This is a genomic window from Mycobacterium shinjukuense, from assembly GCF_010730055.1.
GTDB classification, from domain to species: Bacteria; Actinomycetota; Actinomycetes; order Mycobacteriales; family Mycobacteriaceae; genus Mycobacterium; species Mycobacterium shinjukuense.
The window spans coordinates 404,401-429,935 of sequence record NZ_AP022575.1 but is presented as its reverse complement, the minus strand read 5'-3'; the positions used below and the strand labels follow the sequence as shown (position 1 = coordinate 429,935).

The following is a 25,535-nucleotide window of genomic DNA, read 5'->3' as shown; positions in this document are numbered from 1 at the left end:
TCGTGTTGCGGCATGTGCCCTCCCGCCAACCCATGCTGAGATTCATAAAAATCAAGGACGAGCCGGCCCAGCCGAGTGTGACAGCGACCGGCGATTTCAGCGCTCGGCGCACCCCCGCGCGGGTCGGCGGTCGGTCAGCGCCCGCAGGAAGAACGCCAGGTTGGCTGGGCGCTCGGCCAGCCGCCGCATGAAGTACCCGTACCACTGGGTGCCGAAGGGTACGTATACCCGCACGTGGTTGCCGGCGGAGGCCAGCCGCAGCTGCTCATCGTCGCGGATGCCGTAGAGCATCTGGTACTCGAAATCGCCTCTGCTGCGCCCTGATTCGCGCGTGATTCCCGGGACCGCCGCGATGATCACCGGGTCGTGGGTGGCCACCATCGGATAGCCGCGCCCCGCCATCAGCACCCGAAGGCACCGCAGATAGGAGTCGGTGACCTGCGCGGCGTTGCGGTAGGCCACCGATGCGGGTTCGTCGTAGGCGCCCTTGCACAACCGAACTCGCGCTCCGACGTCGGCCAACTCCCGGCAATCGGCCAGCGTGCGCCGCAGATAGGCCTGCACAACCGTGCCCAGCCAAGGAAAGTCGACGCGCAGGTCGCCCGATATCGACAATGTCGAATCGGTGGTGGTGTGGTCTTCGGCGTCCACCGTCACCCAGGCGCCCACCCGCTCGGCCCGCTCACAGATGGCGCGGGCGTTGTCCAGCGCGATCTTTGGACCGTCGCGATCGAGGGCCTGCCCGAGCGCCGACAGCTTGAGCGACACCTCAAGCGGCCGCACCCCGTCGGGGGCGATATCGCCGCGCCGGCCCAACGCGTCGAGAAGCTCCAGGTACGCCCGCACGGTGGCGGCAGCGCCGTCGGCATCGGTGACATTCTCGCCCAGGTAATCGATGCTGAGGTAGCGGCCCGAATCCCGCAGCGTGGTAACGCTATCCAGAACGTCGTCAAGCGTGTCGCCCGGTACGAACCGGCGCACCGCCCCGCGGGTGAGCGGCCAGCGCTCGACGATGCGGCGCAGCCTATCCGAGCTGCTGGCGGCAAGCATTGCCGGGCGCACGGTGTGCGCGAACCAGCCGGCCATCAGTCGGCCGCCATGTGCGGGTAGGTGTGGTCGGTGGCCGCGACGAACGTCTCCTTGATGGTGCGCGCCGACGTCCACCGCAGCAGGTTCAACGGCGAACCGGCCTTGTCGTTGGTGCCCGACCCGCGCGCACCGCCGAACGGCTGACGCCCCACCACCGCCCCGGTCGGCTTGTCGTTGACATAGAAGTTGCCCGCCGCGAACCGCAGCCGATTCAGCGCGGTCAGCACGGCCCGCCGGTCGTCGGCGATGACCGCGCCGGTCAGCGCGTAGCGGGATCCGGTGTCGATGACGCCGAGGATTTGCTCGTAGCGCTCGTCGGGGTAGACATGCACCGACAGCAGCGGACCGAAGTACTCAATGGCAAACGACTCATCGGTCGGGTCGTCGGAGAGCAACACCGTGGGGCGCACGAAATAGCCTTCGCTGTCGTCGTATTCGCCGCCGACGGCGATGGTGACCCCGGCCGCGCCTTTGGCCCGTTCGATGGCGTCGACGTTTTTGACGAAGGCGCGTTCGTCGATCAACGCACCACCGTAGTTGGACAGGTCGGTAATGTCGCCGTAGCGCAGCTCGGCCGCCTTGGCCAGGAACTCATCACCCATCCGCTGCCACACCGAATGCGCGATGAACGCTCGCGACGCCGCCGAACACTTCTGGCCCTGATAGTCGAACGCACCACGAATCAACGCGGTACACAGCACATCCGGGCGCGCTGAGGCGTGTGCCACCACGAAGTCCTTGCCGCCGGTCTCCCCGACCAGCCGCGGATAGCAGTGGTAGCGGCCGATATTGGCACCGACCCGTTGCCACAGGTGCTGGAACGTTGCCGTCGACCCGGTGAAGTGGATGCCGGCAAGCCGCGGATCGGCCAGTGCCACATCAGAAACCGCGTAGCCGTCGCCGGTGAGCAGGTTGATCACGCCGGGTGGCAGCCCCGCGGCCTCGAGCAATTGCATAAGCAGGTAGGCCGACAGGGTCTGGGTGATCGACGGCTTCCACACCACCGTGTTGCCCATCAGAGCCGGGGCGGTGGGCAGATTTCCGGCGATCGAGGTGAAGTTGAACGGCGTGATCGCGTAGACGAAGCCTTCCAGCGGGCGGTAGTCGATCCGGTTCCACTCCCCCGGGCCGCTGATCGGCTGCTGCGCCATGATCTGCCGGGCGAAGGCGACGTTGAACCGCCAGAAGTCGATCAGCTCGCAGGGCGCGTCGATCTCGGCCTGGTACGCCGACTTGGATTGGCCGAGCATGGTTGCGGCGGCGATCCTTTCCCGCCACGGCCCGGCCAGCAGATCGGCGGCGCGCAGCAGCACCGCCGCCCGCTCGTCGAAAGGCAGTGCTGCCCAGTCATTCTTGGCGGCCATGGCGGCTTCGATGGCGGCCGCGGCGTCGGGGTGGGTGGCGTTGGTCAGGGTGCCCAGCCTGGCGGCGTGCCGGTGCGGCTGAACGACGTCGATTGGCTCGCCGTCGCCCATCCGGTGTCGGCCGCCGACGACGTGCGGCAGGTCGATGGGGTGGTCGGCCAGCAAGGCCAGTTGGGCGCGCAGCCGGGCACGTTCGGGGGATTTCGGCGCATAGTCGTGCGCCGGCTCGTTGGCCGGCACCGGCACCTGGGTGATCGCGTCCATGCCTGCCAGGATCCCCGGGCGGGCACCTCGATCGGTTGGCCGTTCAGACAAGATTGTGCTGATCCATTAGTAGAATTGGACAATGCATGTGGCTGGTGTCGGGCTGGGCAAGTTGCTGCTGGCGCTGGACGCGACCCTGGTCAGCCTGGTGGATGCCCCGCGCGGCCTGGACCTCCCGGTGACGTCGGCGGCGCTCATCGATTCCGACGATGTGCGGCTGGGCCTGGCGGCCGCGGCCAGCTCGGCCGACGTCTTCTTCCTGCTCGGGATCACCGACGACGAGGCGGCGCGCTGGGTCGACAATCAGGCACGTGAACGGGCGCCGGTGGCGATCTTCATCAAGCGCCCGTCGGACTCGCTGGTGGCCAGGGCCGTCCGGGCCGGCTCGGCGGTGGTGGCCGTCGAACCGCGGGCCCGCTGGGAGCGGCTCTACCGGCTGGTCAATCACGTGTTGGAGCATCACCGCGACCAGGCGACCGAGGACTCCGGCGCCGATCTGTTCGGCCTGGCGCAGTCGGTGGCCGACCGCATCCACGGCATGGTCAGCATCGAAGACGCCCAGTCGCACGTGCTGGCCTATTCGGCCTCCAACGACGAAGCCGACGAGCTGCGCCGGCTTTCCATCCTGGGTCGGGCCGGCCCACCCGAGCACCTGGAGTGGATCGCTCAATGGGGCATCTTCGATGCCCTGCGCGCCGACGCCAAGGTGGTGCGGGTGGCCGAGCGCCCCGAGTTGGGCCTGCGCCCGCGACTGGCGATCGGCATTCATCAACCGTCGACCGGCGCCCGGCGGCCGTCGGTGTTCGTCGGCGCCATCTGGGTCCAGCAGGGCGCACAACCGCTGGCCGACGACGCCGACGAGGTGCTGCGCGGCGCGGCGGTGCTGGCCGCCCGGATCATGGCGCGGCTGGCGACCCGGCCGTCCACGCATGCGCGGCGGGTGGCGCAACTGCTGGGCCTGGCCGACGGCGAACCCGGCGACGAGGAGCTCATCGGCCGAGAACTCGGCCTCGCCACCACCGGCAGCGCCGCGGTGATCGGCTTCGACACGGTAGCCGCCGGGGCGCGTCATGCCCGGCTGGCCGATGTCTTGGCATTGAGCGCCAGCGCTTTTCGCCGTGACGCTCAGGTCGCATCGAAAGGCTCGCGGGTGTATGTGCTGCTGCCGCAGACCGCTGGAGCCCGGTCGGTCAGGTCCTGGGTCCGCGGAATCATCGGCACCCTGCGTGCCGAGCTGGATGTGGATCTGCGGGCAGCCATCGCCGCTCCGGTCGCCGGACTGAGCGCGGTCGAGTCGGCGCGCATCGAGGTGGACCGGGTGCTCGACAGCGCAGAACGGCATCCGAGCTCTTTCGGACGGGTGACGTCGCTGGACGAGGCGCGCACCACGGTGCTGCTCGACGAAATCGTCACCTCGGTCGCTGCCGATGCGCGACGTGTCGACCCGCGGGTCCGCGAGCTGTGCACGCACGATCCGGTGCTGGCCGAAACCCTGCGCGTCTACCTGGACAGCTTCGGCGACGTCGGCGCCGCCGCGCGGACGCTGCGGGTGCATCCCAACACCGTCCGCTACCGGGTGCGGCGGGTCGAGCAGCTGTTGTCCACCTCGTTGGCCGATCCCGATGTGCGGCTGCTCTTCTCGCTGGGCCTGCGGGCCTGCGATCGGCGCTGAGGTTATCGTTGGCAACACTACGTGAGACCGAATGTATCTGGTGGTCAACCGATTCGATCGTTTGCCGGGCAGTTTCCGCGACCGCGACTGTGGGCTTGGCCTTGGCCGGGGCCGTCAACCAGGCCGTGGAGCCTTCACCGGCCGTGGATATGTGCAACATTTGGACTACAAATATGCTACAGTAGATGGATGGAGACAGTGGGAATCCGTGAGCTACGTCAGAACGCCTCGCAGGTCATCGCGGCGGCCGAGAACGGGGTCAGCTACCGGGTCACCAACCACGGCCAGGACACGGGCGTGATCATCACCAAGTACCCGTCGCGGACAGAACCGGGCCCACCAACGGGAACGACGCCCGACCTGATCACACGATCGGGAATCTATGATCAGCCGCGGCCGCCGGGCTACGAAGATGCGCTCCTGCAGATCGTGGAACGTGGACGCGACCAAGCCGGCCGCGTCGGTGAGTAAATGCGAATCCACCTCGACACCAACCTCCTGGTCCAGCAACCCCGTTGGGAACTCTTGCCACCCGGCGACCATCGGCTATTCATCTCTGCTATCGCATTCGCTGAATTTAGTGAGGGCACAACGCATCCCGATGAGCAAATCGCCGCTCGCGCGCGGATCGCGCTGGTACAGCTGCGCAGCACCTTCGGCGAAGGTCTCCCGTTCACCCAACGTGAGGCCGACATATATCGGGAACTATGCACTACCGTCGCCACCGCCGGACGCGTTCCCGGTGGGCGTCGGCGTGTCGACCTCATGATCGCGGCAATCGCCGTCGCCGACCGCGCGGCATTGGCCACGCGCAATGCCCATGACTTCACCGGTCTAGAACCAATACTGCAGATCATTGCGCTATGAAGCCGGGCGCCCCGAAAACCGCCGCGAGAAACCGTCCCCCGCGCAACCAACCCCCAGCGTTCTAGGCTTTTCGAGTGGCAGATCGCCCGAGGGCATACCTGGTGCTGGCCTCCCAGCGCAGCGGCAGCACGCTGCTGGTCGAGTCGCTGCGCGCGACCGGCGTGGCCGGCGAGCCACAGGAATTCTTCCAGTATCTGCCCGCCACCAGCCAGGCCCCACAACCACGGGAATGGTTCGCCGGCGTCGAGGACGAGTCGATCCTGCGCCTGCTGGACCCGTTGGACGAAGGAAAGCCGGACCTTGCGCCGGCAGAGATCTGGCGCGACTACATCCGCACGGTCGGCAGAACACCAAATGGGGTATGGGGTGGCAAGCTGATGTGGAATCAGACGCCGCTGCTGCGCAACCGTGCCCGCGAACTCCCCAACAGCTCCGGCGACGGCCTGTTGGCGGCGATCCGCGATGTGGTCGGCGAGGATCCGCTCCTTGTCTACGTCTATCGACCCGATGTGGTATCGCAGGCGGTGTCGTTCTGGCGAGCGGTGCAGACACGGGTGTGGCGGGGCAGACCCGAACCCGCTCGTGATGCCCGCGCCGTCTACCATGCCGGGGCCATCGCTCACATCGTCACCATGCTGCGCGGCCAGGAGCAAGGTTGGCGAAACTGGTTTGCCGAGGAAGCCATCAAACCGATGGAGGTCGCATATCCGGTGTTGTGGCGCAACCTGACTCAGGTGGTGGCCAGCATTCTCGAGGAGCTCGGGCTGGACCCGCGACTGGCGCCGCAACCGGTGCTGGAGCGCCAGGCCGATCAGCGCTCCGACGAATGGGTGGACCGCTACCGCGCGGACGCCGAAAGGGAGGGGCTGCCGACATGAGCCCAACCGCTCCGACCGACCCACGGTGCGTCGCCGAACTGCGGCCGCTGGACGACCGAGGCGGTGCACATCATCCGCGAGGTTGTCGCTGAGCCGGAGCGACCAGTCTTGCCGTTTCCCGCCGACAGGGACTCGATCGTGCTACATCGGCTGGCGGAAAAGGCCTTTCGACCGCTCCACCACGGACACCAAAATTGCTGCCAGTCGCCGCACAGCTGTCCTTCCGCCGCCCTCGGGCGTGGTGGTCACCGCGCCAATGGTTAACCAGCGTAACTGGATTGACGCGGTTGATCAGCCAATGTGGACGCTGGCTGGCCCGGGTGTCTGGCTTCCTGGTCCGAAATCAGACGGCGACGACATCGACGAGGTCGGCGAGGCCGTCGAAGTCGTCGGCGTTGCGCGTGTAAAGCCGGGCCGAATGCGCGTGGGCGGTGGCCGCAATCAGCAGGTCCATCGATCGTGCCCTCGGCTGACGTCCCGCGTCGACGACGGCCGCCGCCAGCTGGCCATAGCTCGCTGCCACGGCTTCATCCAGCGGCAGCGCGTCAAACGTGCGCTGCAGCAGCAGCAGACGGCGCAGCCGCTCGGCACGCACCTTTTGTTGCTTAGCGACCAGGACCCCGAAGTGCAGTTCGGCCAATGTGATTGCGCTGATGGCCAACTCGCCTTCAAGGTGCGCGATGTCCGTAGCGATCACGACGCTGGTGTCGAGGATCGCTTTCACGTCATCGCCCACGGGTCGCGCACGTCGTTTTCGAGCGCCGCACGGTCGCCGTCCCAGGCGGGATCTGCGGACCCGGCGAACAGTTCGGCCACGTCGACCCACCGCCTCCAGGTTCGAGGGGCGGCGGGCACCAGGCGAGCCCCCGGCCGGCCCGCCACGGTAATGGTGATTTCCTCACCGTCCTCGGCGCGCCGGACGAGATCGGAGGCATTCTGGCGCAGCTCACGCAGCCCAACAACATCCACCATGCGAGGATAGCACATGTGCTACTCCCTTGGTCTGACTGGAACGCCCGGTGAACGCTGCCTGGCTGGGCTCGGTGGGCACCGCGCACCTCCCCGCTAAGGTGAGCCACCGTGGAGCCTCGCCGTGATCTGCAATCGCGAGGCTTCGCCGGCACCTGGCGCGCATATCAACGGCAAGCGTTGGACGCGTTCGACGCCGATGTCGCCGCCGGCGACAACCGGTGCTATCTGGTGCTGCCGCCCGGTGCCGGGAAGACGCTGATCGGGCTGGAAGCGGCGCGCCGGTTGGGCCGCCGCACCCTGGTGTTGGTGCCCAACACGGCGGTGCAGGCGCAGTGGGCGGCCGCCTGGGATCACAGCTTTCCGGCGACGGACCCGGCGGTGTCACGGTGTGGGACCGAGCGCGACCTGACCTCGGCAATGAACGTGCTGACCTATCAGTCTCTGGCGGTCATCGACGACGAATCGGATGCGACGGTTCGACGGGCAGTGCTGCGCAGCCGCGACCGGCAAGCCCTGTTGGGGCTGCTGCACCCGAACGGTCGGGCGCTGATCGAGCGGGCGGCGGGCTTGGGCCCGTGGACGCTGGTGCTCGACGAGTGTCACCACCTGCTGGCGACGTGGGGTGCCCTGGTCAGCGCGTTGGCGTCGGTCCTCGGGCCGCAGACCGCGCTGATCGGTCTGACCGCCACCCCGCCGACGGCGCTCAACCCATGGCAGCGCACCCTGCACGATGAGCTCTTCGGCACCGCCGACTTCGTGATCCCGACACCCGCGCTGGTGAAAGAGGGCGATCTCGCGCCCTATCAAGAGTTGGTCTATCTGACCGAACCGACCCTCGAGGAGCAGGCCTGGATCACGACCCACCGGGCTCGCTTCGCCGACCTCATGCTGGCACTCGTCGACCAACGGCTGGGCAGCATGTCGCTGGCCGCGTGGCTGCGCACCCGGATCGTGGATCGCTCGACGCGAGCGGGCAACCAGATCGCGTGGTCGACGTTCGAACGCGCCGAACCCGACCTCGCGCGCAGCGCCCTGCGCTTCGCCTATGACGGCCTGATCCCGCTACCCGACGGCGCCCGCCTCCGCGAGCAGCACCGGGTCCCTCCCGACGCCCAAGATTGGGTCAACGTCTTGACCGACTTCAGCCTCGGTCACCTGCAACAGAGTCCGGATCCGCGCGACGGGCAGGCGCTGACCGCGATCAAGCGGGTCCTCCCCGGCCTGGGCTACCGGCTGACCAGCAACGGCGTACGGGTTGCGACCTCGCCGGTGGACCGGGTGTGCGCGCTGTCCGAGTCGAAAATCGCGGCGACGGCCCACATCCTCGACACCGAGCACGCCGTCCTCGGAGCGCGGATGCGGGCGCTGGTGCTGTGCGACTTCGAATCGATGACTGGCACGCTGCCGACATCGGAAGCGCCCGTCAGCGACCAGTCCGGCTCGGCCCAACTGGTCACCGCCATGCTGGCCGCGTCCGACCTCCGGCGCCGCGTCCCACTGCACGCCCTGCTCGTGACCGGGCAAACCTTCGCCTGTCCCGCCGCGATCGAAGCCGACCTGAGCGCCTTCTGTGCCGACCGCGGCGCACCCGTCATCACCGAGCCGTTCGACCCGCACCCCGGGCTACGGGTGGTGCGCGGCAACGGCAGCTTCACGCCCCGAACCTGGGTCGCGCTGGCTACCGCATACTTCCTGGCCGGACGCGCTCGCGTGCTGGTCGGCACCCGCGCCCTGCTCGGCGAAGGATGGGACTGCCCGGCGGTCAACGTCACCATCGACCTGACCAGCGCCACCACGCAAGCGGCGATCACGCAGATGCGCGGCCGCGCCATTCGCCAAGATCCCCGCGACGGCGACAAGGTGGCGGACAACTGGTCGGTCTGCTGTTTCACCACCGAACACCCCCGCGGGGACGCCGACTACCTGCGCCTGGTGCGCAAGCACGACGGGTACTACGCGGCCAGCCCGCAGGGGCTCATCGAGTCGGGTGTGACGCATTGCGACCCGTCGCTGTCGCCCTACCGCCCCCCGGCGACCGACGCCCCCGCCATCACCGCGCGGGCGCTGCAGCGGGTCGCCGAACGGGAACAGGCGAGGGCCCGGTGGCGAATCGGTGAGCCATACGACGGCATCGACGTCGTCACCATCCGCGTCCGGTCCCGCCAGCCACTGGGGATCGCCGCACCACGCATCGCGGCGTCGGCGCTGACCCCGCCGGTTCCGGGACGGCTCAGTCCGGTCCGGCTGGCCCGGGGCGCCGTCGCCGCCCTGTCGCTCATCGGCGCCGGCGCCGGCGCCACGGCCGCCGTCGCCGGTCTGGGCCCGCTCGCGGGTGCCACCACCGCCGGTAGCGTCCTGACGGCAGGGGCCGGCCTGCTGGCAACCGCCGCCGTTGCCGAAAGCCGCCGCCTCCGCCAGGCCCCCAACGCGCTCGAGCAACTCGCCGCGGTCGTCGCGGATGCGCTCAAGGCCGCGGGCGGTGCCGAGAAAGGATCCGAAGCGCTGCGGATCAGCTCCGACCCCGACGGCTGGATTCGCTGCGAGCTGGGCGGCGTGCCCACCGAGCAGTCTCTGCGGTTCAGCGCCGCCCTCGACGAACTGCTGGCGCCGCTGGCCGAACCGCGCTACCTCATCGGACGCAAGATCCTCACACCGCCGACCGCGCGCGTTGCCCGGGCCCTGTTCGCGGCCAGGGCGGTCATCGGGCTACCGCTGCCCGGCGCGGTGGCCTGGCACGCCGTACCGCAGTGGTTCGCGCGACGCAAGGACCGCCGGCAATGCCTGCTGCAGTGCTGGCGAAGGCACATCGGCCCACCCCGGCAGCTGCCCGCGGATTCCCCCGAAGGACTGGCCATCCTCGATCTGTTCCGCGGCGACAACCCGCTGTCGGTCACCACCCAGCTTCGCACCACCTGGCGCTGACCCGCCCGGGAGTGTGGGTGAGCAGACGCAAAAGCCCCCGAAAACCCTGGTTTTCGGGGGCTTTTGCGTCTGCTCGCTAAGAGCCCAGCCGCTGCACCGCGGCGGCGATGCGCTCGTCGGTCGCGGTCAGCGCCACCCGCACATGCCGCGCACCCCCGGGGCCGTAGAACTCCCCGGGGGCCACCAGGATGCCGCGCTCGGCGAACCACGCGACCGTCTGGTGGCAACCCTCACCCCGGGTGATCCACAGATAGAGCCCGGCCTCGGAATGGTCGACGGCAAAACCCGCCGACCGCAGCGCCGGCAGCAGCGCGGCCCGCCGGCGCGCGTACCGCTCCCGCTGCAGCTGTTCGTGGTCGTCGTCATCCAGGGCGGCCACCATCGCGGCCTGCACCGGGGTCGGCACCATCATCCCGGCGTGTCTGCGCACCGCGAGCAGCTCGGCGACCAGGTCGACATCTCCGGCGACGAAGCCGGCCCGATAGCCCGCCAGCGACGAGCTCTTCGACAGCGAATGCACCGCCAGCAGCCCGGTATGGTCGCCGTCGCACACCGCGGGATGCAGCACCGAAAGCGGTTCGGCCGCCCAGCTCAACCCGAGGTAGCACTCGTCGGAAGCCACCACGGTGCCCCTTTCACGACCACGTTCGCGCGCCCACCCGACCACCTTGCGCAGGTGCTCGACGCCGAGCGTGCGCCCGGTCGGGTTGCTCGGCGAATTCAGGTACACCAGCGCCGGGGTCTGCGGGCCCAGCTGGGTCAGCGAATCCGCGCGCACCACCTGCGCCCCGGCCAGCCGGGCGCCCACGTCGTAGGTGGGGTACGCCAGCTCCGGTACGACCACCACATCCCCGGTGCCCAGGCCGAGCAGCGTCGGCAACCAGGCGATGAATTCCTTGGTGCCGATGACCGGCACCACCGCCGCCTCACTGAGCCCGGTGACGCCGTAACGCCGGGCCAGCGCGGCCACCGCGGACGCACGCAGCCGCGCGGTGCCAGCGGTGGCGGGATAACCCGGTGCCGAACTGGCGGCCGCCAACGCCTGTTGGATCAGCGGCGCGACCGGGTCGACCGGGGTGCCGACGGACAGGTCGACGATGCCATCCGGGTGGGCCCCGGCCACCGCCGTGGCCTCGGCCAGGGTGTCCCAGGGAAACACCGGCAGCGCCGCCGACACCGGCCGACGATGTCGGGGGTCTAGGTGCCCGCTCAGTCGCCCTCGCCCTGGGGTGGCAGATCCTTGACGGCCTGCGGGTCATTCTCGGTCATCCCGACCTTGGCCGCTCCGCCCGGCGAACCCAGCTCGTCGAAGAAGTCGGCGTTGATCTGCGTGTAGTGGCTCCACTGTTCGGGCACATCGTCTTCGTAGTAGATCGCTTCGACGGGGCAGACCGGTTCGCAGGCACCGCAGTCAACACATTCGTCGGGGTGGATGTACAGCATGCGGGCACCCTCGTAGATGCAGTCGACCGGGCATTCCTCAATGCATGCCTTGTCTTTGATGTCGACGCAGGGTTCGGCGATCACGTATGTCACGGACGTCTCCTCAACGTGTCCTCCAGGTACTGCTCGGTGTGGGCTGCTGTTCGCCTCGCCGCGGAGCCTGCGGGCCTCCTACCGACGATACATTCGGTTACTGATACTAGACGTTGCACATACACTTCGAGCAATTGGCACACCCCACGCCGATATGCACCAAGTTGCATAGCGACGTGGAGTGGCATCTATGCTGCCCGGGTGGCGCTCCTCCACGCGATATTGGTGTCGCTGTCCGAACAGGCCGGCTCGGGTTACGAGCTGGCCCACCGATTCGACCGCTCCATCGGCCACTTCTGGACGGCCACCCACCAACAGATCTATCGGACATTGCGGGTGATGGAGGACAACGGCTGGGTGCACGCAACGGCCGTGGCCCAGCATGGCCGTCCCGACAAGAAGGTCTACACGGTGTCCGACAGCGGCCGGGCGGAGTTGGCCCGCTGGATAGCCGAGCCGCCCAGCCCGACCAGGCCCGGCCGCGGTAGCGCGTTGACCGACGGCAGCACCCGCGACCTGGCCGTCAAGCTGCGCGGTGCGGTATATGGCGACAGGACGACGCTGCGCAGCCAGGTCGCCGCGCTGCGCGCCGAACGCGTCGACGCGTTGGACACCTACCGCGGAATCGAGAAACGCAGCTTTCCCGATCCGTCAGCACTCCGTGGCGCCGCGCTGCATCAGTACCTCGTGCTGCGCGGCGGAATCCGAGCCGAAGAAAGTGCCATCGAATGGCTCGACGAGGTAGCTCAAGCCCTGGAGGATAAACGATGAGTCCCTACCCAAATCTGCTGTCCCCGTTGGACCTTGGATTCACCACTTTGCGCAACCGGGTGGTCATGGGTTCGATGCATACCGGACTGGAAGACCGGGCCCGCCACATCGACCGGCTCGCCGAATACTTCGTCGAGCGCGCCCGCGGTGGCGTCGGGATGATCATTACCGGCGGCTATGCCCCCAACCGCACCGGTTGGCTGTACCCGTTCGCCTCGGAGTTGGTGTCCTCGGCCCAAGCCCGACGGCACCGGCGCATCACCAACGCGGTGCATGACGCGGGCGCCAAGATCCTGCTGCAAATCCTGCACGCCGGACGCTACGCGTACCACCCACTTTCGGTCAGCGCCTCGTCGATCAAGGCGCCGATCAACCCGTTCCGCCCGCGGGCGTTGTCGTCGCGCGGCGTCGCCGCGACCATCGCCGATTTCGCCCGCTGCGCGCAGCTGGCCCGCGAAGCCGGCTACGACGGGGTCGAAATCATGGGCAGCGAAGGGTACCTGCTCAACCAGTTCCTGGCGCCGCGCACCAACAAGCGCACCGACTCCTGGGGCGGTACCCCCGCCAACCGCCGCCGGCTCCCGGTCGAGATCGTGCGCCATACCCGCGCCGCCGTCGGACCCGACTTCATCATCTGCTACCGGATGTCGATGGCCGACTACGTCGAGCAAGGCCAGACCTGGGACGAAATCGTCGCGCTGGCGACCGAAGTGGAAGCCGCGGGGGCAACCATCATCAACTCCGGTTTCGGCTGGCACGAGGCGCGGGTGCCGACGATCGTCACCTCGGTGCCCAGCGGCGCGTTCGTCGACATCAGCAACGCCGTCGCCGAACACGTCAGCATCCCGGTGATGGCGTCTAACCGCATCAACATGCCGCAGGCCGCCGAACAGATCCTGGCCGATACCCAGGTGCGGCTGATATCGATGGCCCGGCCGATGCTAAGCGACCCGGAGTGGGTCCGCAAAGCGCACTCCGACCGGGCCGACGAGATCAATACCTGCATCGCCTGCAATCAGGCCTGCCTCGACCACGTCTTCGTCAAAAAGCCGGCGTCGTGTCTGCTCAACCCGCGTGCCGGACGCGAGACGCTGCTGGTGTTGTCCCCGACTCGGCGGGTTCGTTCGGTGGCGGTGGTGGGGGCCGGCCCGGCCGGGCTTGCCGCGGCGGTCAACGCCGCCCAACGGGGCCACCGGGTGACGCTGTTCGAGGCCAACGATTTCGTCGGCGGCCAGTTCGACATGGCCCGCCGCATTCCCGGCAAGGAGGAATTCAGCGAGACCATCCGGTATTTCTCCACCATGCTGGCCAAGCACGGCGTCGAGGTGCGGCTGGGCACCCGGGTGACGGCCGACGAGGTGACGGGCTTGGACCACTACGATGCTGTCGTCTTGGCCACCGGCGTGGCGCCGCGCATCCCGGCCATTCCCGGCATCGACCACCCCAAGGTGTTGACCTATGCCGAGGCGATCAGCGGTGTCCAGCCGGTCGGGCGCAGTGTGGCCGTGGTCGGCGCCGGGGGCATCGGGTTCGACGTCAGTGAACTGCTGGTCACCCAACATTCGCCCACCCTGAACCTCAAGGACTGGAAAGCCGAGTGGGGCGTCGTCGACCCGCGGGAGGCCCGCGGCGCGCTGACCGCTCCCGTGCCGGCGCCGCCGGCACGCCAGGTGTACCTGCTGCAACGCTCCGAAGGCCCGCAGGGCAAGCGGCTCGGCAAGACCACCGGCTGGGTCCACCGGGCGTCGCTGAAGGCCAAAGGCGTGCACCAACTCTCCGGGGTGAACTACGAACGGATCACCGACGACGGCCTGCAGATCAGCTTCGGCCCGGATCGGCAGCGGCCACGGCTGCTCGCGGTGGACAACGTGGTGATCTGCGCCGGGCAGGAGCCGGTGCGCGACCTGGAGAATGACCTGCGGCGCCATGGCATAGACCCGCATATCATCGGCGGTGCGGACCATGCCGCCGAACTGGACGCCAAGCGTGCCATCAGGCAGGGTACCGAGCTGGCGGCCCGGCTTTAGTGGCTTTGGTCGATCTCGTCGCAATTGACGCGGCCCCGATTACTCCCCTGACCTGCAGATAGTTACGTCCATTGCGCGGTGTGCGATAGCAGCTTTGGCAAGAGCAAGTCAGCGGGGCCTGGTAGCCTTGGTCAAAGACGGCAACCGCTGGGCAGATGTCGTCGCCGTCATGTTTGGCGGTGCAATAGATGGGGAAGGTGTCCGAATATGAGGCTGTCGTTAGCCGGCGTAAGTGCCGCCGCAGGTGCTCTGGCAATGTCGCTGACCGTTGGGGCCGGGGTCGCATCCGCGGATCCCGGGGACGCGGTCATCAACACCACCTGCAACTACGGGCAGGTGATGGCGGCGCTCAACGCGCAAGACCCAGGGGCTGCCGCGCAACTCAACGCGTCACCGGTGGCGCAGGGCTGGCTGCATTCGTTCCTGGCGGCGCCGCCGGCGCGGCGCGCGCAGATGGCCGCGCAGCTGCAGGCCATCCCCGGTGCTGCCCAGTACTACGGGCTTGTCATTTCGGTTGCCAACTCCTGCAACAACTACTGACCCGCTAACCGCTTCCTACCGACCCGGGGGCCGTGGTGTTCTCCGGTGGCCGGTGGCACCCTCATATCAGGGGTCTTGCGTCAGCCCGAGGCGATTTGCTCGGCGGCGGCATCCTCCGCGAACTCATCGAAGATCTCACTGAAATCCCAAGCCTGTTGGCTCACACCGCTGCTCGTGTTTGAAAGGAGGCCCACCGCGCCTGGGAAATCGCGGTTGGCCGACCACATGGACAACCCCCCAAGGTTCTTCTCATCAGCGAACGCAGCCAGCTTCTCGGCGTCGGCGAGGGTGAAGATCTCGCGCGGGTCGTCGTTGACTCCGATCATGGGCGTCACCTTGATCATCGACCACACCGCCTCGCTGGACATCGACGGGTACAGCGTCATCAACTGGCTATGAACGTTCTCCGCCGCTTGGATCGCGTAGTCGCCCATCCTGCCGTCGTACTGGAGACTCGGATCGAAGTAGTCCATCGTCATGATGTTGACATATCCGATGTGCACGCCGTTATCGATAGCGATCCGCAGCGCCTGCACCCCATTGGGGGTCAGACCCGTCGGCATCACCGGCAGGGTGTACGAGACCTTAACAGGGGTACCGGCAGCGGCCTGCTGCGCTTGTAGCATGGCGACCGCCTGCGCCTGCTTCGTCAATGCTGAAATGTCATACAGCGCCGCACCTTCGATGTCGAAGTCCAGCTTGTAGATTCCGTAGGTGTCCGTGACCAGCTTGTAGTCCGAGGCCAGCGCGGTGGCGTTCGGAGCGGTAACAGCGAGAGACTGGTTGGCCGCGCCGCCGAAAGAAATGGTTGGGTCGATGCCGTTTTGTCGCATTTCGGCCATCGCGGAGGTAACCCAGGGGTCGTCGAGCGAGTAGAAAGTGCCCCAAGATGGGTTGCCGTCGGCGCCGGTCACGATGAAGCCGAGGGTGACATCGTCGATTCCCGCGTTGGCAGCGCTGACGTAATCGAACTTCGGCCACAGCGTCATGTCGACATACGGCGAGAACTCCCCCGACGTCGCCCCGCTGGTGCCACCGCCGCTAGTGGTGCCACCGCCGCTAGTGGTGCCACCGCCGGTGGTGGTGCCCCCGCCGGTGGTGGTGCCCCCGCCGGTAGTAGTGCCACCGCCGCTGGTGGTGCCACCGCCGCTGGTGGTGCCGCTGACTGGTTCGCCGTTGACGGACACATTCGTCGGCGGCGAGTAGGCGCCGGTCTGCGCGGCCTGGAAACCAACAACGACCGAACCGCCCGGCGCAATCGTCTGCGTCCACGACTCCGGAGTCAGCACGTAGTGCGTGTCAGCCTGGGCAAGCTGTCCGTTCCACACACTGGTGATGGATTCGTTTGCGGGCAAATCGAATTCGACCCGCCAATTGCTCAACGCAGCCTCACCCGAATTGGTGATCGTGTACTGCGCCACAAACCCGCCATCCCACTGCGACGTCACCGCATACGTCACCCCCACCCCCCCGCCGGTGGTCCCGCCACCGCTGGTACCGCCGCTGGTGTCACCGCCGCCAGTGTCACCGCCGCTGGTGTCACCGCCGCTGGTACCGCCGCCAGTGTCACCGCCGCTGGTGTCACCGCCGCTGCTGGTACCGCCGCCAGTGTCACCGCCACTGGTACCGCCGCCGCTGGTGTCACCGCCGCTGGTACCGCCGCTGGTGTCACCGCCGCTGGTACCGCCGCCGGTAGTGTCACCGCCGCTGCCGTCGAACTGGGCGAAGACCTTGGAGTACTCAAGGGGGTCTTGTTCCACTCCGCTGCCATTGGGTGAAACGACACCCAATTGGCCCGTGGTGTCCCGGGCGACCGACCAAAAGCCCAGCTCACCGATGTCGTTCTGATCGGCGAAAGCAACCAACTGGTGGGCATCCTCGACGGTGAAGACCTCGCTCATCACGTCGTTGATTCCGATCATGGGCGTCACCCCGATCATCTCCCACGCCTGCTCACTGGACAGCGAGGGATACAGCGTCATCAACTGACCATGGACCGACTGCGCCGCCTGGATCGCGAGGTCACCCATGTCGGGGTTTCCGCCCTGATGGAAACTCTCGCCGTAGTCCATGGCCATGATGTTGACCCGGGTGATGTTCACACCGTTAGCCTTAGCGATCTGCAGCACCCCCAACCCGTCGTGGGTCAAACCCGTCGGCAATACCGGAAGGGTGTAGGAAACTTCAACCGGGGTGCCCGCAGCCGCCTGCTCCGCCTGCAGCATCGCGATCGCCTGCGCCTGTTTGGTCAGCACCGCAGTGTTGGCCTGCATCCCCCCTTCGACGTCGAAGTCGAACTTGTAAATTCCGAAGGCGCTCACCACCGACTCGTACTGCTCGGCCAGCACGGTGGCGCTGGGAGCGGTATACGCCAGATCCACGCCATTGGCACCGCCGAACGAGATGGTCGGATCGATACCCGCACCCCGCAGGGCCGAGATCTGCGAGGTGATCACCGGGTCGGTCAGCGAATACACCCCACCCCAGGCCGGCTGGTTGCCTGCGCCGCTGACGATGAAGGCCAGCGTGGCGTCGTCGACTCCCGCGTCAGCCAGGGCCACAGCGTTGGCGTTGGTCAACGGCGGCCACAACGTCATATCGATATAAGGCGAGAACTCCCCCGACATCGCCCCGCTGGTGCCACCGCCGCTAGTGGTGCCACCGCCGCTAGTGGTGCCACCGCCACTAGTGGTGCCCCCGCCGGTGGTAGTGCCACCGCCGGTAGTAGTGCCACCGCCGCTGGTGGTGCCACCGCCGCTAGTGGTGCCGCTGACTGGTTCGCCGTTGACGGACACATTCGTCGGCGGCGAGTAGGCGCCGGTCTGCGCGGCCTGGAAACCAACAACGACCGAACCGCCCGGCGCAATCGTCTGCGTCCACGACTCCGGAGTCAGCACGTAGTGCGTGTCAGCCTGGGCAAGCTGTCCGTTCCACACACTGGTGATGGATTCGTTTGCGGGCAAATCGAATTCGACCCGCCAATTGCTCAACGCAGCCTCACCCGAATTGGTGATCGTGTACTGCGCCACAAACCCGCCATCCCACTGCGACGTCACCGCATACGTCACCCCCACCCCCCCGCCGGTGGTCCCGCCACCGCTGGTACCGCCGCTGGTGTCACCGCCGCCAGTGTCACCGCCGCTGGTGTCACCGCCGCTGGTACCGCCGCCAGTGTCACCGCCGCTGGTGTCACCGCCGCTGGTGTCACCGCCGCTGGTACCGCCGCCGGTAGTGTCACCGCCGCTGCCGTCGAACTGGGCGAAGACCTTGGAGTACTCAAGGGGGTCTTGTTCCACTCCGCTGCCATTGGGTGAAACGACACCCAATTGGCCCGTGGTGTCCCGGGCGACCGACCAAAAGCCCAGCTCACCGATGTCGTTCTGATCGGCGAAAGCAACCAACTGGTGGGCATCCTCGACGGTGAAGACCTCGCTCATCACGTCGTTGATTCCGATCATGGGCGTCACCCCGATCATCTCCCACGCCTGCTCACTGGACAGCGAGGGATACAGCGTCATCAACTGACCATGGACCGACTGCGCCGCCTGGATCGCGAGGTCACCCATGTCGGGGTTTCCGCCCTGATGGAAACTCTCGCCGTAGTCCATGGCCATGATGTTGACCCGGGTGATGTTCACACCGTTAGCCTTAGCGATCTGCAGCACCCCCAACCCGTCGTGGGTCAAACCCGTCGGCAATACCGGAAGGGTGTAGGAAACTTCAACCGGTGCCCGCAGCCGCCTGCTCCGCCTGCAGCATCGCGATCGCCTGCGCCTGTTTGGTCAGCACCGCAGTGTTGGCCTGCATCCCCCCTTCGACGTCGAAGTCGAACTTGTAAATTCCGAAGGCGCTCACCACCGACTCGTACTGCTCGGCCAGCACGGTGGCGCTGGGAGCGGTATACGCCAGATCCACGCCATTGGCACCGCCGAACGAGATGGTCGGATCGATACCCGCACCCCGCAGGGCCGAGATCTGCGAGGTGATCACCGGGTCGGTCAGCGAATACACCCCACCCCAGGCCGGCTGGTTGCCTGCGCCGCTGACGATGAAGGCCAGCGTGGCGTCGTCGACTCCCGCGTCAGCCAGGGCCACAGCGTTGGCGTTGGTCAACGGCGGCCACAACGTCATATCGATATAAGGCGAGAACTCCCCCGACATCGCCCCGCTGGTGCCACCGCCGCTAGTGGTGCCACCACCGCTAGTGGTGCCACCGCCGGTAGTGGTGCCACCGCCGGTAGTAGTGCCACCGCCGCTGGTGGTGCCACCGCCGCTGGTGGTGCCGCTGACTGGTTCGCCGTTGACGGACACATTCGTCGGCGGCGAGTAGGCGCCGGTCTGCGCGGCCTGGAAACCAACAACGACCGAACCGCCCGGCGCAATCGTCTGCGTCCACGACTCCGGAGTCAGCACGTAGTGCGTGTCAGCCTGGGCAAGCTGTCCGTTCCACACACTGGTGATGGATTCGTTTGCGGGCAAATCGAATTCGACCCGCCAATTGCTCAACGCAGCCTCACCCGAATTGGTGATCGTGTACTGCGCCACAAACCCGCCATCCCACTGCGACGTCACCGCATACGTCACCCCCACCCCCCCGCCGGTGGTCCCGCCACCGCTGGCCGCGATGCCGCTGGCCGCGATGCCGCTGGCCGCGATGCCGCTGGGGGCGGTGCTGCTCGTGCCGCTCTCCGCGTTGCTCGTCACATTGCCTGGATTCGGGCTGACGACCGCGGCGCTGGTGGCGGCCTGCCCGCCGCCCGCGCCGCCGTTCACGCTCGCAACGGCCGACTCGCCGACACCGACCTTGCCTATCAGCGAACCACCGTTACCCTCGGCGGGCGCATTCACCGTGCCCGGCGCCTCCTGCGCGGTGCTCTGCAACGGCGACGCATTGGCCACCTCGGTGCCCGCATATGACCCCGCACTCGCGGTCAAGGTCTGCACAAACTGGGCGTGAAACGCTGCCGCTCGGGCGTTCACCGCTTGATATTCCCGGGCGTACGTGTCGAACCACGCCGCGATGGCCGCCGACACATCATCGGCGGCCATCGCCACCACCTTGGTCGTCTGACTTGCCGCCGCATTGGCCGCGTTCAACGCAGAACGGACGGCCTCCAAGTCCGTCGCCGCGGCCACCACCATCCCAGGATCCGCGATCACAAACGACATGCCCGCCTCCGATCGACTGGTCACGACCGAGCCACGCATCGAGGAGCCTTGTGGCCAACATTGTTAACTTCGTCCCGCGGATTCGTCCAGGATGGTGGTGTACGAGGGACTCGCCGACGCCGGCCCGTCAAAGCCGGGAAAGGCCGGTCATCGGCTGATCTTGGCAACCGACGCCAAGCAAGTCGAAGGAGCTCTCCTCGATCTACATACCCCGGTCTGAGGATTCGGCGACCACCAGCCGCTGCACCTGGTCATCTAGACGGGCGGCGTCGGTCACCAGGCGACGCTACGCCGCCAACGGGGCGTAGGTGGTGGTGCGCTGCCGCGCGGGCCGTCCGATCCCTTCAGCGATCGCGACCAGCTCGGCAGCGGTCTTGGCCGACCCGTGCTCGGAGCCGGCCATCCGCGAGATGGTCTCCTCCATCAGCGTGCCGCCCAGGTCGTTGGCGCCGCCGTTGAGCATCACTCGCGTGCCGTCCACGCCGAGTTTCACCCAGCTGGTCTGGATGTGGGCGATGCGGCCGTGCAGCATGATCCGCGCCAGCGCGTGCACCGCACGGTTGTCGCGATGGGTCGGGCCGGGCCGCGCCGCTCCGGCGAGATACAGCGGCGAATTCTGGTGCACGAACGGCAGCGGCACGAACTCGGTGAAACCGCCGGTACGGTCCTGGATGGCGCGCAGCACGTTGAGGTGGGCGACCCAGTGCCGCGGGCTGTCGACATGGCCGTACATCATCGTCGACGACGACCGCAGACCCACCTCATGCGCGGTGGTCACGATCTCGATCCACAGCGAGCTCGGCAACTTGCCCTTGGTGAGCACCCAACGCACCTCGTCGTCGAGAATCTCGGCGGCGGTACCTGGGATGGTGTCCAGCCCGGCCTCGCGCAGGCCGATCAGCCACTCGCGAATGCTCAACCCGCTCTTGGTCACACCGTTGGCGATCTCCATTGGGGAAAACGCGTGCACGTGCATGGACGGCACCCGCGCCTTGACGGCGCGAACCAGATCGGCGTAACCGGTGACCGGCAGCTCCGGGTCGATGCCACCCTGCATGCAGACCTCGGTCGCACCGGCCAGGTGCGCCTGCCACGCGCGTTCGGCAACCTCGGCGGTCGACAACGAGTAGGCGTCGGCGTCACCCTTGCGCTGGGCGAACGCGCAGAACCGGCAGCCGACGTAACAGATGTTGGTGAAGTTGATGTTGCGGTTGACCACGAAGGTCACGTCATCGCCGACCACGTCGCGGCGCAACGAATCAGCCAGTGCGGCAACGGCATCCAAGGCTGGACCGTCGGCGGTCGCCAATGTCAGGTACTCCTCGTCGGTGCAGCCGGCGGGATCGCGTTCGGCAGACCGCAGCGCGGCAAGCACATCGGTGTCGATGCGCTCGGGTGCGCGGACCGCCAACTCGTGCACCTGCGCGCGGATCGATTCCCAGTCGCCGAACGCGCTGTCGAGGTCGCTGCGGGTTTGCGTGTTGCGGCCCGCGGTGTCGATTGCCGCGTTGAGGTCCACCCGGCCGCAGGACTCCACCTCGTCGGGTTCCTGCCACGGCATGCCCACCGGATTGCCGTCGCGGGCAAAACCGGTCGCCGGATCGGCCAGCGCCAGAACATATTTCCGCACCCGGGGGTCGATCCAGGCGGCGCCTGCCAGCACGTACTTGGGTTGGGCGGTCAACCGCTGCACCAGCTCATAACCGGCCTCCGCGGTGACCGCGGCCAGCTCATCCACGGCCGGCCACGGCCGTTCGGGGTTGACATGGTCGGGGGTCAGCGGTGAGACACCGCCCCAGTCGTCGACACCGGCGCCGACCAGCGCCAGGCACTCGTTGCGGGACACCAGGTTCGGTGGCGCCTGGATCCGCATGCCCGGGCCGAGCACCAGCCGCGCCACCGCCACCGTCGCCAAGTAGTCCTCGATCCCCGCGTCGGGAAAGGCGGCCATCGCGGTGTGTTCCTTGGCGCGGAAGTTCTGCACGATCACTTCTTGGATATGCCCGAACTCCTTGTGCGACTTGCGGATCGCATGCAAGGTTGCGGCACGCTCGGACAGCGTCTCGCCGATGCCGACCAACAGACCGGTGGTGAACGGAATGGACAACCGGCCGGCGTCGGTCAAGGCCCGCAGCCGCACCGCTGGGTCTTTGTCGGGGCTACCGTAGTGCGCCAGACCCTTGGTTTCGAACAGCCGGCGCGACGTCGTCTCCAGCATCATGCCCATCGACGGCGCCACCGGCTTCAGCCGCGACATCTCCGACCAGCTCATCACCCCGGGGTTCAGGTGCGGCAACAGCCCGGTCTCCTCCAGCACCCGGATCGCCATCGCCCGCACGTACGACAGGGTGGAGTCGTAGCCTCGTTGGCCAAGCCACTCGCGCGCCTCCGGCCAGCGCGCCTCCGGACGGTCCCCGAGGGTGAATAATGCTTCCTTGCAACCGAGTTCGCCGCCGCGGCGGGCGACCTCGAGTATTTCGTCGGGCTCCAGGTACATGCCGGCGCCTTCGGCGCGCAGTTTGCCCGGCACGGCGACGAACGTGCAGTAGTGGCACTTGTCCCGGCATAGCCGGGTGACCGGGATGAACACCTTACGCGAATAGCTGATCGGCAATCGCCCGCCCGCCCCGCGACGTCCGGCCGACGTGAGGCCCGCGTCACGCACCCGCGCCGCGCTCGCGCACAGGTCGGCCAGCGCGTCGCCGCGCGCGGTCATGGCGACGGCCGCCTCATCGACGTTCAGCAGGACACCGTCGCGGGCCCGCCGCAGTACCCGGCGCAGCGCGGAAGCATCGGCCTTGGGCGGAACGACCGGGCAAGGCAGGGCGGTGGGTGCCATGTTCGCAACAGTAGCGGCAGGCCACCGCCCGCACGCCACTGACCAGCAGGGTGTTTGTTGACTCCAGCACCCTGCACCGCTGGTCGCGATACCATACGGTGAACCGACGCAGGGGGTGTCACCAGATGTCGTTTGTGCACGCGGCGCCGCCGGCGCTGACGGCGGCGGCTTCGGAGATCGCCGGAATCGGTTCGACCATCAACGCGGCCAACGCCGCGGCGGCATCGCCGACGACGGGAGTCATGGCGGCCGCCGCCGACCAGGTTTCCGCGCAGGTCGCCGCGCTGTTTTCCTCGTATGGCCAGGGGTATCAGCAGCTCAGCGCGCAATTCGCGGCGTTTCATGACCAGTTCGCGCAGGCCCTGAACGCCAGCGCGAACGCGTATGCGGCCACCGAGGCCAGCGCCGCGCAGAACTTGGTGAACGCGCTGACCTCGCCCGCCGAAAAGCTGCTGGGGCAACCGATGATTGACCAAAGCGGCATCGCGCCCAATGTGGTGAGCCAACTCCAAAACGTGTTCGCCGGGACGGGGGGCTCCAGCGTCCTCGGCGGAGCGGCCGCAGCCAACATCGGCGCCGGCGCTGCGGCGCTGGCGCCCACCGGCGGGACCGGCGCCCTGGCCGCCGGCAACGCGCTCCTGCAGCCCGTGGCCAGTGCCGCAGCGGCGGCTGTCATCCCGGTATCGGTCGCCACCGCCATCGAGAATTTCTACCTTGCCGTCGAGCCGTGGGTGGAGTACGGCTTCCTGCTCGCCTCGTGGGCGGCGGGCTGGCTGCCCTATGTCGGCATCCTGGCGCCGCAGATCATGTTCTTGTACTACCTGTTCGAACCGATCGTCCAGAGCGCTCTGTTCAACACGCTGGACTGGCTGGATGGGACCATCACTTTTAGTCAAGGGCTGAGCAACCTCTGGGCGGCCACCGACGCGTCGCTCACCCAGTTCATCATCACCGAGATCAACTGGCTGCTCAGCTTCCTCCCGCCGCTGCCGCCGTTGCCGTAGCCCGGCTGACTCGGTGCCGCCGCAGCACCCACGCCGGCGGCGCGGCGCCCAGCACGATGAGGATCAAGGCGCCGTGGGCCATCGGTCCCCGACCGCCCAGGATGACATCGTCGCCCGGCCCGCCCACCACCATCACCACCACCGTCAACAGCCACGTCCACAACGGCAACGCGGCCACCCGCGGCGACCCGGTCCAGTGCCCGGCGGCCCAGACCAGGGCGGCGTTGACCAATCCACTGATCAAAGCGCTGACCGGAAAGGGAATCGCGCCGATATACCAAGGCATCAGCAGCGCGCCGACCACCGCGGACAACGCGCCGTCGACCGCCAACAGCGCCAAGACGACGAACCGGATGGCTGGATCTGTCGCGCCGCCCTCGTCAGCGGCGGGCGGCTGGGTTTCGGTCAGGTCGGGACGCTGTCGAGCTGCGACAGGATCGAGCCGATGACCCACTGCAGGCTGTCCAGACGGTCCTGCCAATGCTGCAGGTTGGGATCCAGGTCGGGGTCCATTCGAATTCCTTCCGTGGCTGCCTGATGGGGCAGCAGCAGCAGCATACCGCCTGGCCAACTTAGCTGAAACCAAGTCCGGCCAGCAGGTCTGTTTCCCAGCCGCGCTCGTCGCGAGCCCCCGCGGACCCGGCGGCCAGAACGTAATGCTCCTGCGCCAGGATGGGCAGGGCGAGATTGTTGGACAAGGCACAGGCGCGGCCGGTCGGGCCGATCACGACCTGGGTGGCATGGGCGGCGAGCGCCGCGACCTTGGCGGCGTGCGCGTCCGCATCGGCCTCGATGACGGCATCGATGCGGCCGTCGGCGTATCCGAAGTGGATCTCGTCCGCCGACGGCAGCACCCACTCGGGTCGCAGATCCTCGGGGCCCAGGGCGCGAGCGCCCGCAGCAAAGGCGCTCAGGCCGAAGACCGTCCAGTAGAACTTCGGCACCGTCCACGGGTCACCCGGATGGTCGCCGGCCCCGGCGCCGGCCCGGGCTACCGCGGCCGTGGTGACGGCGTGGGCGTGCACGTGGTCGGGATGCCCGTAGCCGCCGTTGGGGTCGTAGGTGACCACGACATGCGGCCGCAGCCGCCGAATGGTCGCGACCAATTCCCCGACCACCTCCCGCTCGTCGGCGTCGACGAACCTGCGTGGCCGGCGCGGCTGCGTATCGGCCATGCCGGAGTCTCGCCAGCGACCGGCGCCGCCCAGGTAATGGGGTGCACCGACCCCCAGCGCGCGCAACGCCGCCGTCAGCTCGCCGATGCGGTAGCCGCCGAGCTGATCCGCGTGGTCGACGGCCAGTTGTGCCCAGCGGTCACCGATGACCTCGCCCTCTTCACCCAGCGTGCAGGTGACGACCTCGACCCGCGCGCCGCGGGCGGTGTAGTGGGCGATGGTGGCGCCGTTGCTGAGGCTCTCGTCGTCGGGGTGGGCGTGCACGAACAGCAGCCGAGGCGTCTCGGGCATGGACGCACCCTACCGGGCGGCGGATGACGGCCGGCCGGAGCCGCCACCGCGGCGAGGCGCTCGAACACCCGCGGTACGTGGCGACCTTGGCCGAACCGGCTTCGGTGGGCTACGGCAGGCTGACCGTTTACCGGCGTCCCACCCAACCGCCGGGA

Annotated in this window: 21 protein-coding genes and 1 pseudogene; 10 read left to right on the top strand and 12 right to left on the bottom strand. The window is 67.8% G+C overall.

The features are described from left to right. Positions 1-96: 96 nt before the first annotated feature. Entirely contained in the window at positions 97-1,086 is a 990-nt protein-coding gene (locus tag G6N20_RS01960) for a proline dehydrogenase family protein (protein ID WP_083050744.1), read from the bottom strand. Further along, positions 1,086-2,717, bottom strand: coding sequence for an L-glutamate gamma-semialdehyde dehydrogenase (gene pruA / locus G6N20_RS01955; protein ID WP_083050741.1), 1,632 nt, complete (start codon positions 2,715-2,717; stop codon positions 1,086-1,088). The genes G6N20_RS01960 and pruA overlap by 1 nt, the downstream gene beginning before the upstream one ends. Positions 2,718-2,799: 82 nt before the next feature. Between pruA and G6N20_RS01950 the strand changes: the two genes are divergently transcribed. The 5 genes and pseudogenes from G6N20_RS01950 to G6N20_RS20935 all read left to right on the top strand — a co-directional run. Beyond that, positions 2,800-4,389: a PucR family transcriptional regulator gene (locus tag G6N20_RS01950; RefSeq protein ID WP_142272145.1), complete on the top strand. Its 1,590-nt coding sequence runs from the start codon at positions 2,800-2,802 to the stop codon at positions 4,387-4,389. A gap of 189 nt (positions 4,390-4,578) precedes the next feature. Then, positions 4,579-4,860 (top strand): type II toxin-antitoxin system Phd/YefM family antitoxin, encoded by a 282-nt coding sequence (locus tag G6N20_RS01945; RefSeq protein ID WP_083050739.1) that lies wholly within the window; start codon positions 4,579-4,581, stop codon positions 4,858-4,860. Continuing rightward, positions 4,861-5,256 (top strand): PIN domain-containing protein, encoded by a 396-nt coding sequence (locus G6N20_RS01940; RefSeq protein ID WP_083050736.1) that lies wholly within the window; start codon positions 4,861-4,863, stop codon positions 5,254-5,256. It abuts the gene before it with no gap. A gap of 74 nt (positions 5,257-5,330) precedes the next feature. Continuing rightward, positions 5,331-6,134, top strand: coding sequence for a trehalose 2-sulfotransferase (gene stf0 / locus G6N20_RS01935; RefSeq protein ID WP_083050733.1), 804 nt, complete (start codon positions 5,331-5,333; stop codon positions 6,132-6,134). Then, positions 6,131-6,308: pseudogene (locus G6N20_RS20935) on the top strand (sulfate adenylyltransferase subunit CysD); the annotation flags it as partial. The gene stf0 and the pseudogene G6N20_RS20935, both read left to right, overlap by 4 nt. 169 nt (positions 6,309-6,477) lie before the next feature. On the opposite strand, the gene G6N20_RS01925 reads toward G6N20_RS20935, so the two are convergent. Together G6N20_RS01925 and G6N20_RS01920 are read right to left on the bottom strand one after the other, a co-directional pair. After that, positions 6,478-6,870 (bottom strand): type II toxin-antitoxin system VapC family toxin, encoded by a 393-nt coding sequence (locus tag G6N20_RS01925; RefSeq protein ID WP_232065412.1) that lies wholly within the window; start codon positions 6,868-6,870, stop codon positions 6,478-6,480. Next, positions 6,855-7,106, bottom strand: a complete 252-nt coding sequence (locus G6N20_RS01920) for a type II toxin-antitoxin system Phd/YefM family antitoxin (protein ID WP_197745490.1) — start codon at positions 7,104-7,106, stop codon at positions 6,855-6,857. Before G6N20_RS01920 ends, G6N20_RS01925 begins: the two co-directional genes overlap by 16 nt. Positions 7,107-7,214: 108 nt before the next feature. On the opposite strand from G6N20_RS01920, the gene G6N20_RS01915 reads away from it, so the two are divergent. Then, on the top strand, positions 7,215-10,028 hold the full coding sequence (locus G6N20_RS01915; RefSeq protein ID WP_163662749.1) for a DEAD/DEAH box helicase family protein: 2,814 nt from the start codon (positions 7,215-7,217) through the stop codon (positions 10,026-10,028). Between the two features lie 76 nt (positions 10,029-10,104). Here the strand turns inward: G6N20_RS01915 and dapC are convergent, their stop codons facing one another. Further along, positions 10,105-11,205 carry a succinyldiaminopimelate transaminase gene (gene dapC / locus G6N20_RS01910; protein WP_083050725.1) on the bottom strand — a complete coding sequence of 367 codons (1,101 nt, stop codon included), beginning with the start codon at positions 11,203-11,205 and terminating at the stop codon, positions 10,105-10,107. Positions 11,206-11,237: 32 nt separating this feature from the next. Then, on the bottom strand, positions 11,238-11,564 hold the full coding sequence (fdxA, locus tag G6N20_RS01905) for a ferredoxin (protein ID WP_083050724.1): 327 nt from the start codon (positions 11,562-11,564) through the stop codon (positions 11,238-11,240). Between the two features lie 201 nt (positions 11,565-11,765). On the opposite strand from fdxA, the gene G6N20_RS01900 reads away from it, so the two are divergent. The 3 genes from G6N20_RS01900 to G6N20_RS01890 all read left to right on the top strand — a co-directional run bounded on the left by G6N20_RS01900 (position 11,766) and on the right by G6N20_RS01890 (position 14,902). Next, entirely contained in the window at positions 11,766-12,335 is a 570-nt protein-coding gene (locus tag G6N20_RS01900; protein WP_083050721.1) for a PadR family transcriptional regulator, read from the top strand. Then, positions 12,332-14,362, top strand: a complete 2,031-nt coding sequence (locus G6N20_RS01895; protein WP_083050718.1) for an NADPH-dependent 2,4-dienoyl-CoA reductase — start codon at positions 12,332-12,334, stop codon at positions 14,360-14,362. The genes G6N20_RS01900 and G6N20_RS01895 overlap by 4 nt, the downstream gene beginning before the upstream one ends. 207 nt (positions 14,363-14,569) lie before the next feature. Next, entirely contained in the window at positions 14,570-14,902 is a 333-nt protein-coding gene (locus tag G6N20_RS01890) for a hemophore-related protein (protein ID WP_083050715.1), read from the top strand. Between the two features lie 80 nt (positions 14,903-14,982). Here G6N20_RS01890 and G6N20_RS20930 read toward each other — a convergent pair whose 3' ends face one another. From G6N20_RS20930 to G6N20_RS01875, 3 genes are all read right to left on the bottom strand, one after another. Then, positions 14,983-18,600, bottom strand: a complete 3,618-nt coding sequence (locus G6N20_RS20930; RefSeq protein ID WP_163662746.1) for a cellulose binding domain-containing protein — start codon at positions 18,598-18,600, stop codon at positions 14,983-14,985. 22 nt (positions 18,601-18,622) lie between these two features. Then, positions 18,623-20,071 (bottom strand): cellulose binding domain-containing protein, encoded by a 1,449-nt coding sequence (locus G6N20_RS21655; protein ID WP_163662743.1) that lies wholly within the window; start codon positions 20,069-20,071, stop codon positions 18,623-18,625. Positions 20,072-20,357: 286 nt separating this feature from the next. Further along, on the bottom strand, positions 20,358-22,910 hold the full coding sequence (locus tag G6N20_RS01875; RefSeq protein WP_083050709.1) for a bifunctional FO biosynthesis protein CofGH: 2,553 nt from the start codon (positions 22,908-22,910) through the stop codon (positions 20,358-20,360). A 125-nt stretch (positions 22,911-23,035) separates the two neighbouring features. Here G6N20_RS01875 and G6N20_RS21650 point away from each other — a divergent pair, with 125 nt between their 5' ends. Next, positions 23,036-23,914, top strand: coding sequence for a PE family protein (locus tag G6N20_RS21650; protein ID WP_083050706.1), 879 nt, complete (start codon positions 23,036-23,038; stop codon positions 23,912-23,914). Here G6N20_RS21650 and G6N20_RS01865 read toward each other — a convergent pair. From G6N20_RS01865 to mshB, 3 genes are read right to left on the bottom strand one after another with little or no spacing between them, the layout of a single operon-like run. Continuing rightward, positions 23,880-24,368 (bottom strand): hypothetical protein, encoded by a 489-nt coding sequence (locus G6N20_RS01865; protein WP_083050703.1) that lies wholly within the window; start codon positions 24,366-24,368, stop codon positions 23,880-23,882. The genes G6N20_RS21650 and G6N20_RS01865 overlap by 35 nt on opposite strands. Then, complete coding sequence (locus tag G6N20_RS01860) at positions 24,320-24,472, bottom strand: hypothetical protein (RefSeq protein WP_158084786.1); 153 nt, start codon at positions 24,470-24,472, stop codon at positions 24,320-24,322. Before G6N20_RS01860 ends, G6N20_RS01865 begins: the two co-directional genes overlap by 49 nt. 14 nt (positions 24,473-24,486) lie before the next feature. Then, a complete protein-coding gene (gene mshB, locus G6N20_RS01855) occupies positions 24,487-25,380 on the bottom strand; it encodes an N-acetyl-1-D-myo-inositol-2-amino-2-deoxy-alpha-D-glucopyranoside deacetylase (RefSeq protein ID WP_083050700.1) in 894 nt (297 codons plus the stop codon). Positions 25,381-25,535: the final 155 nt, after the last annotated feature.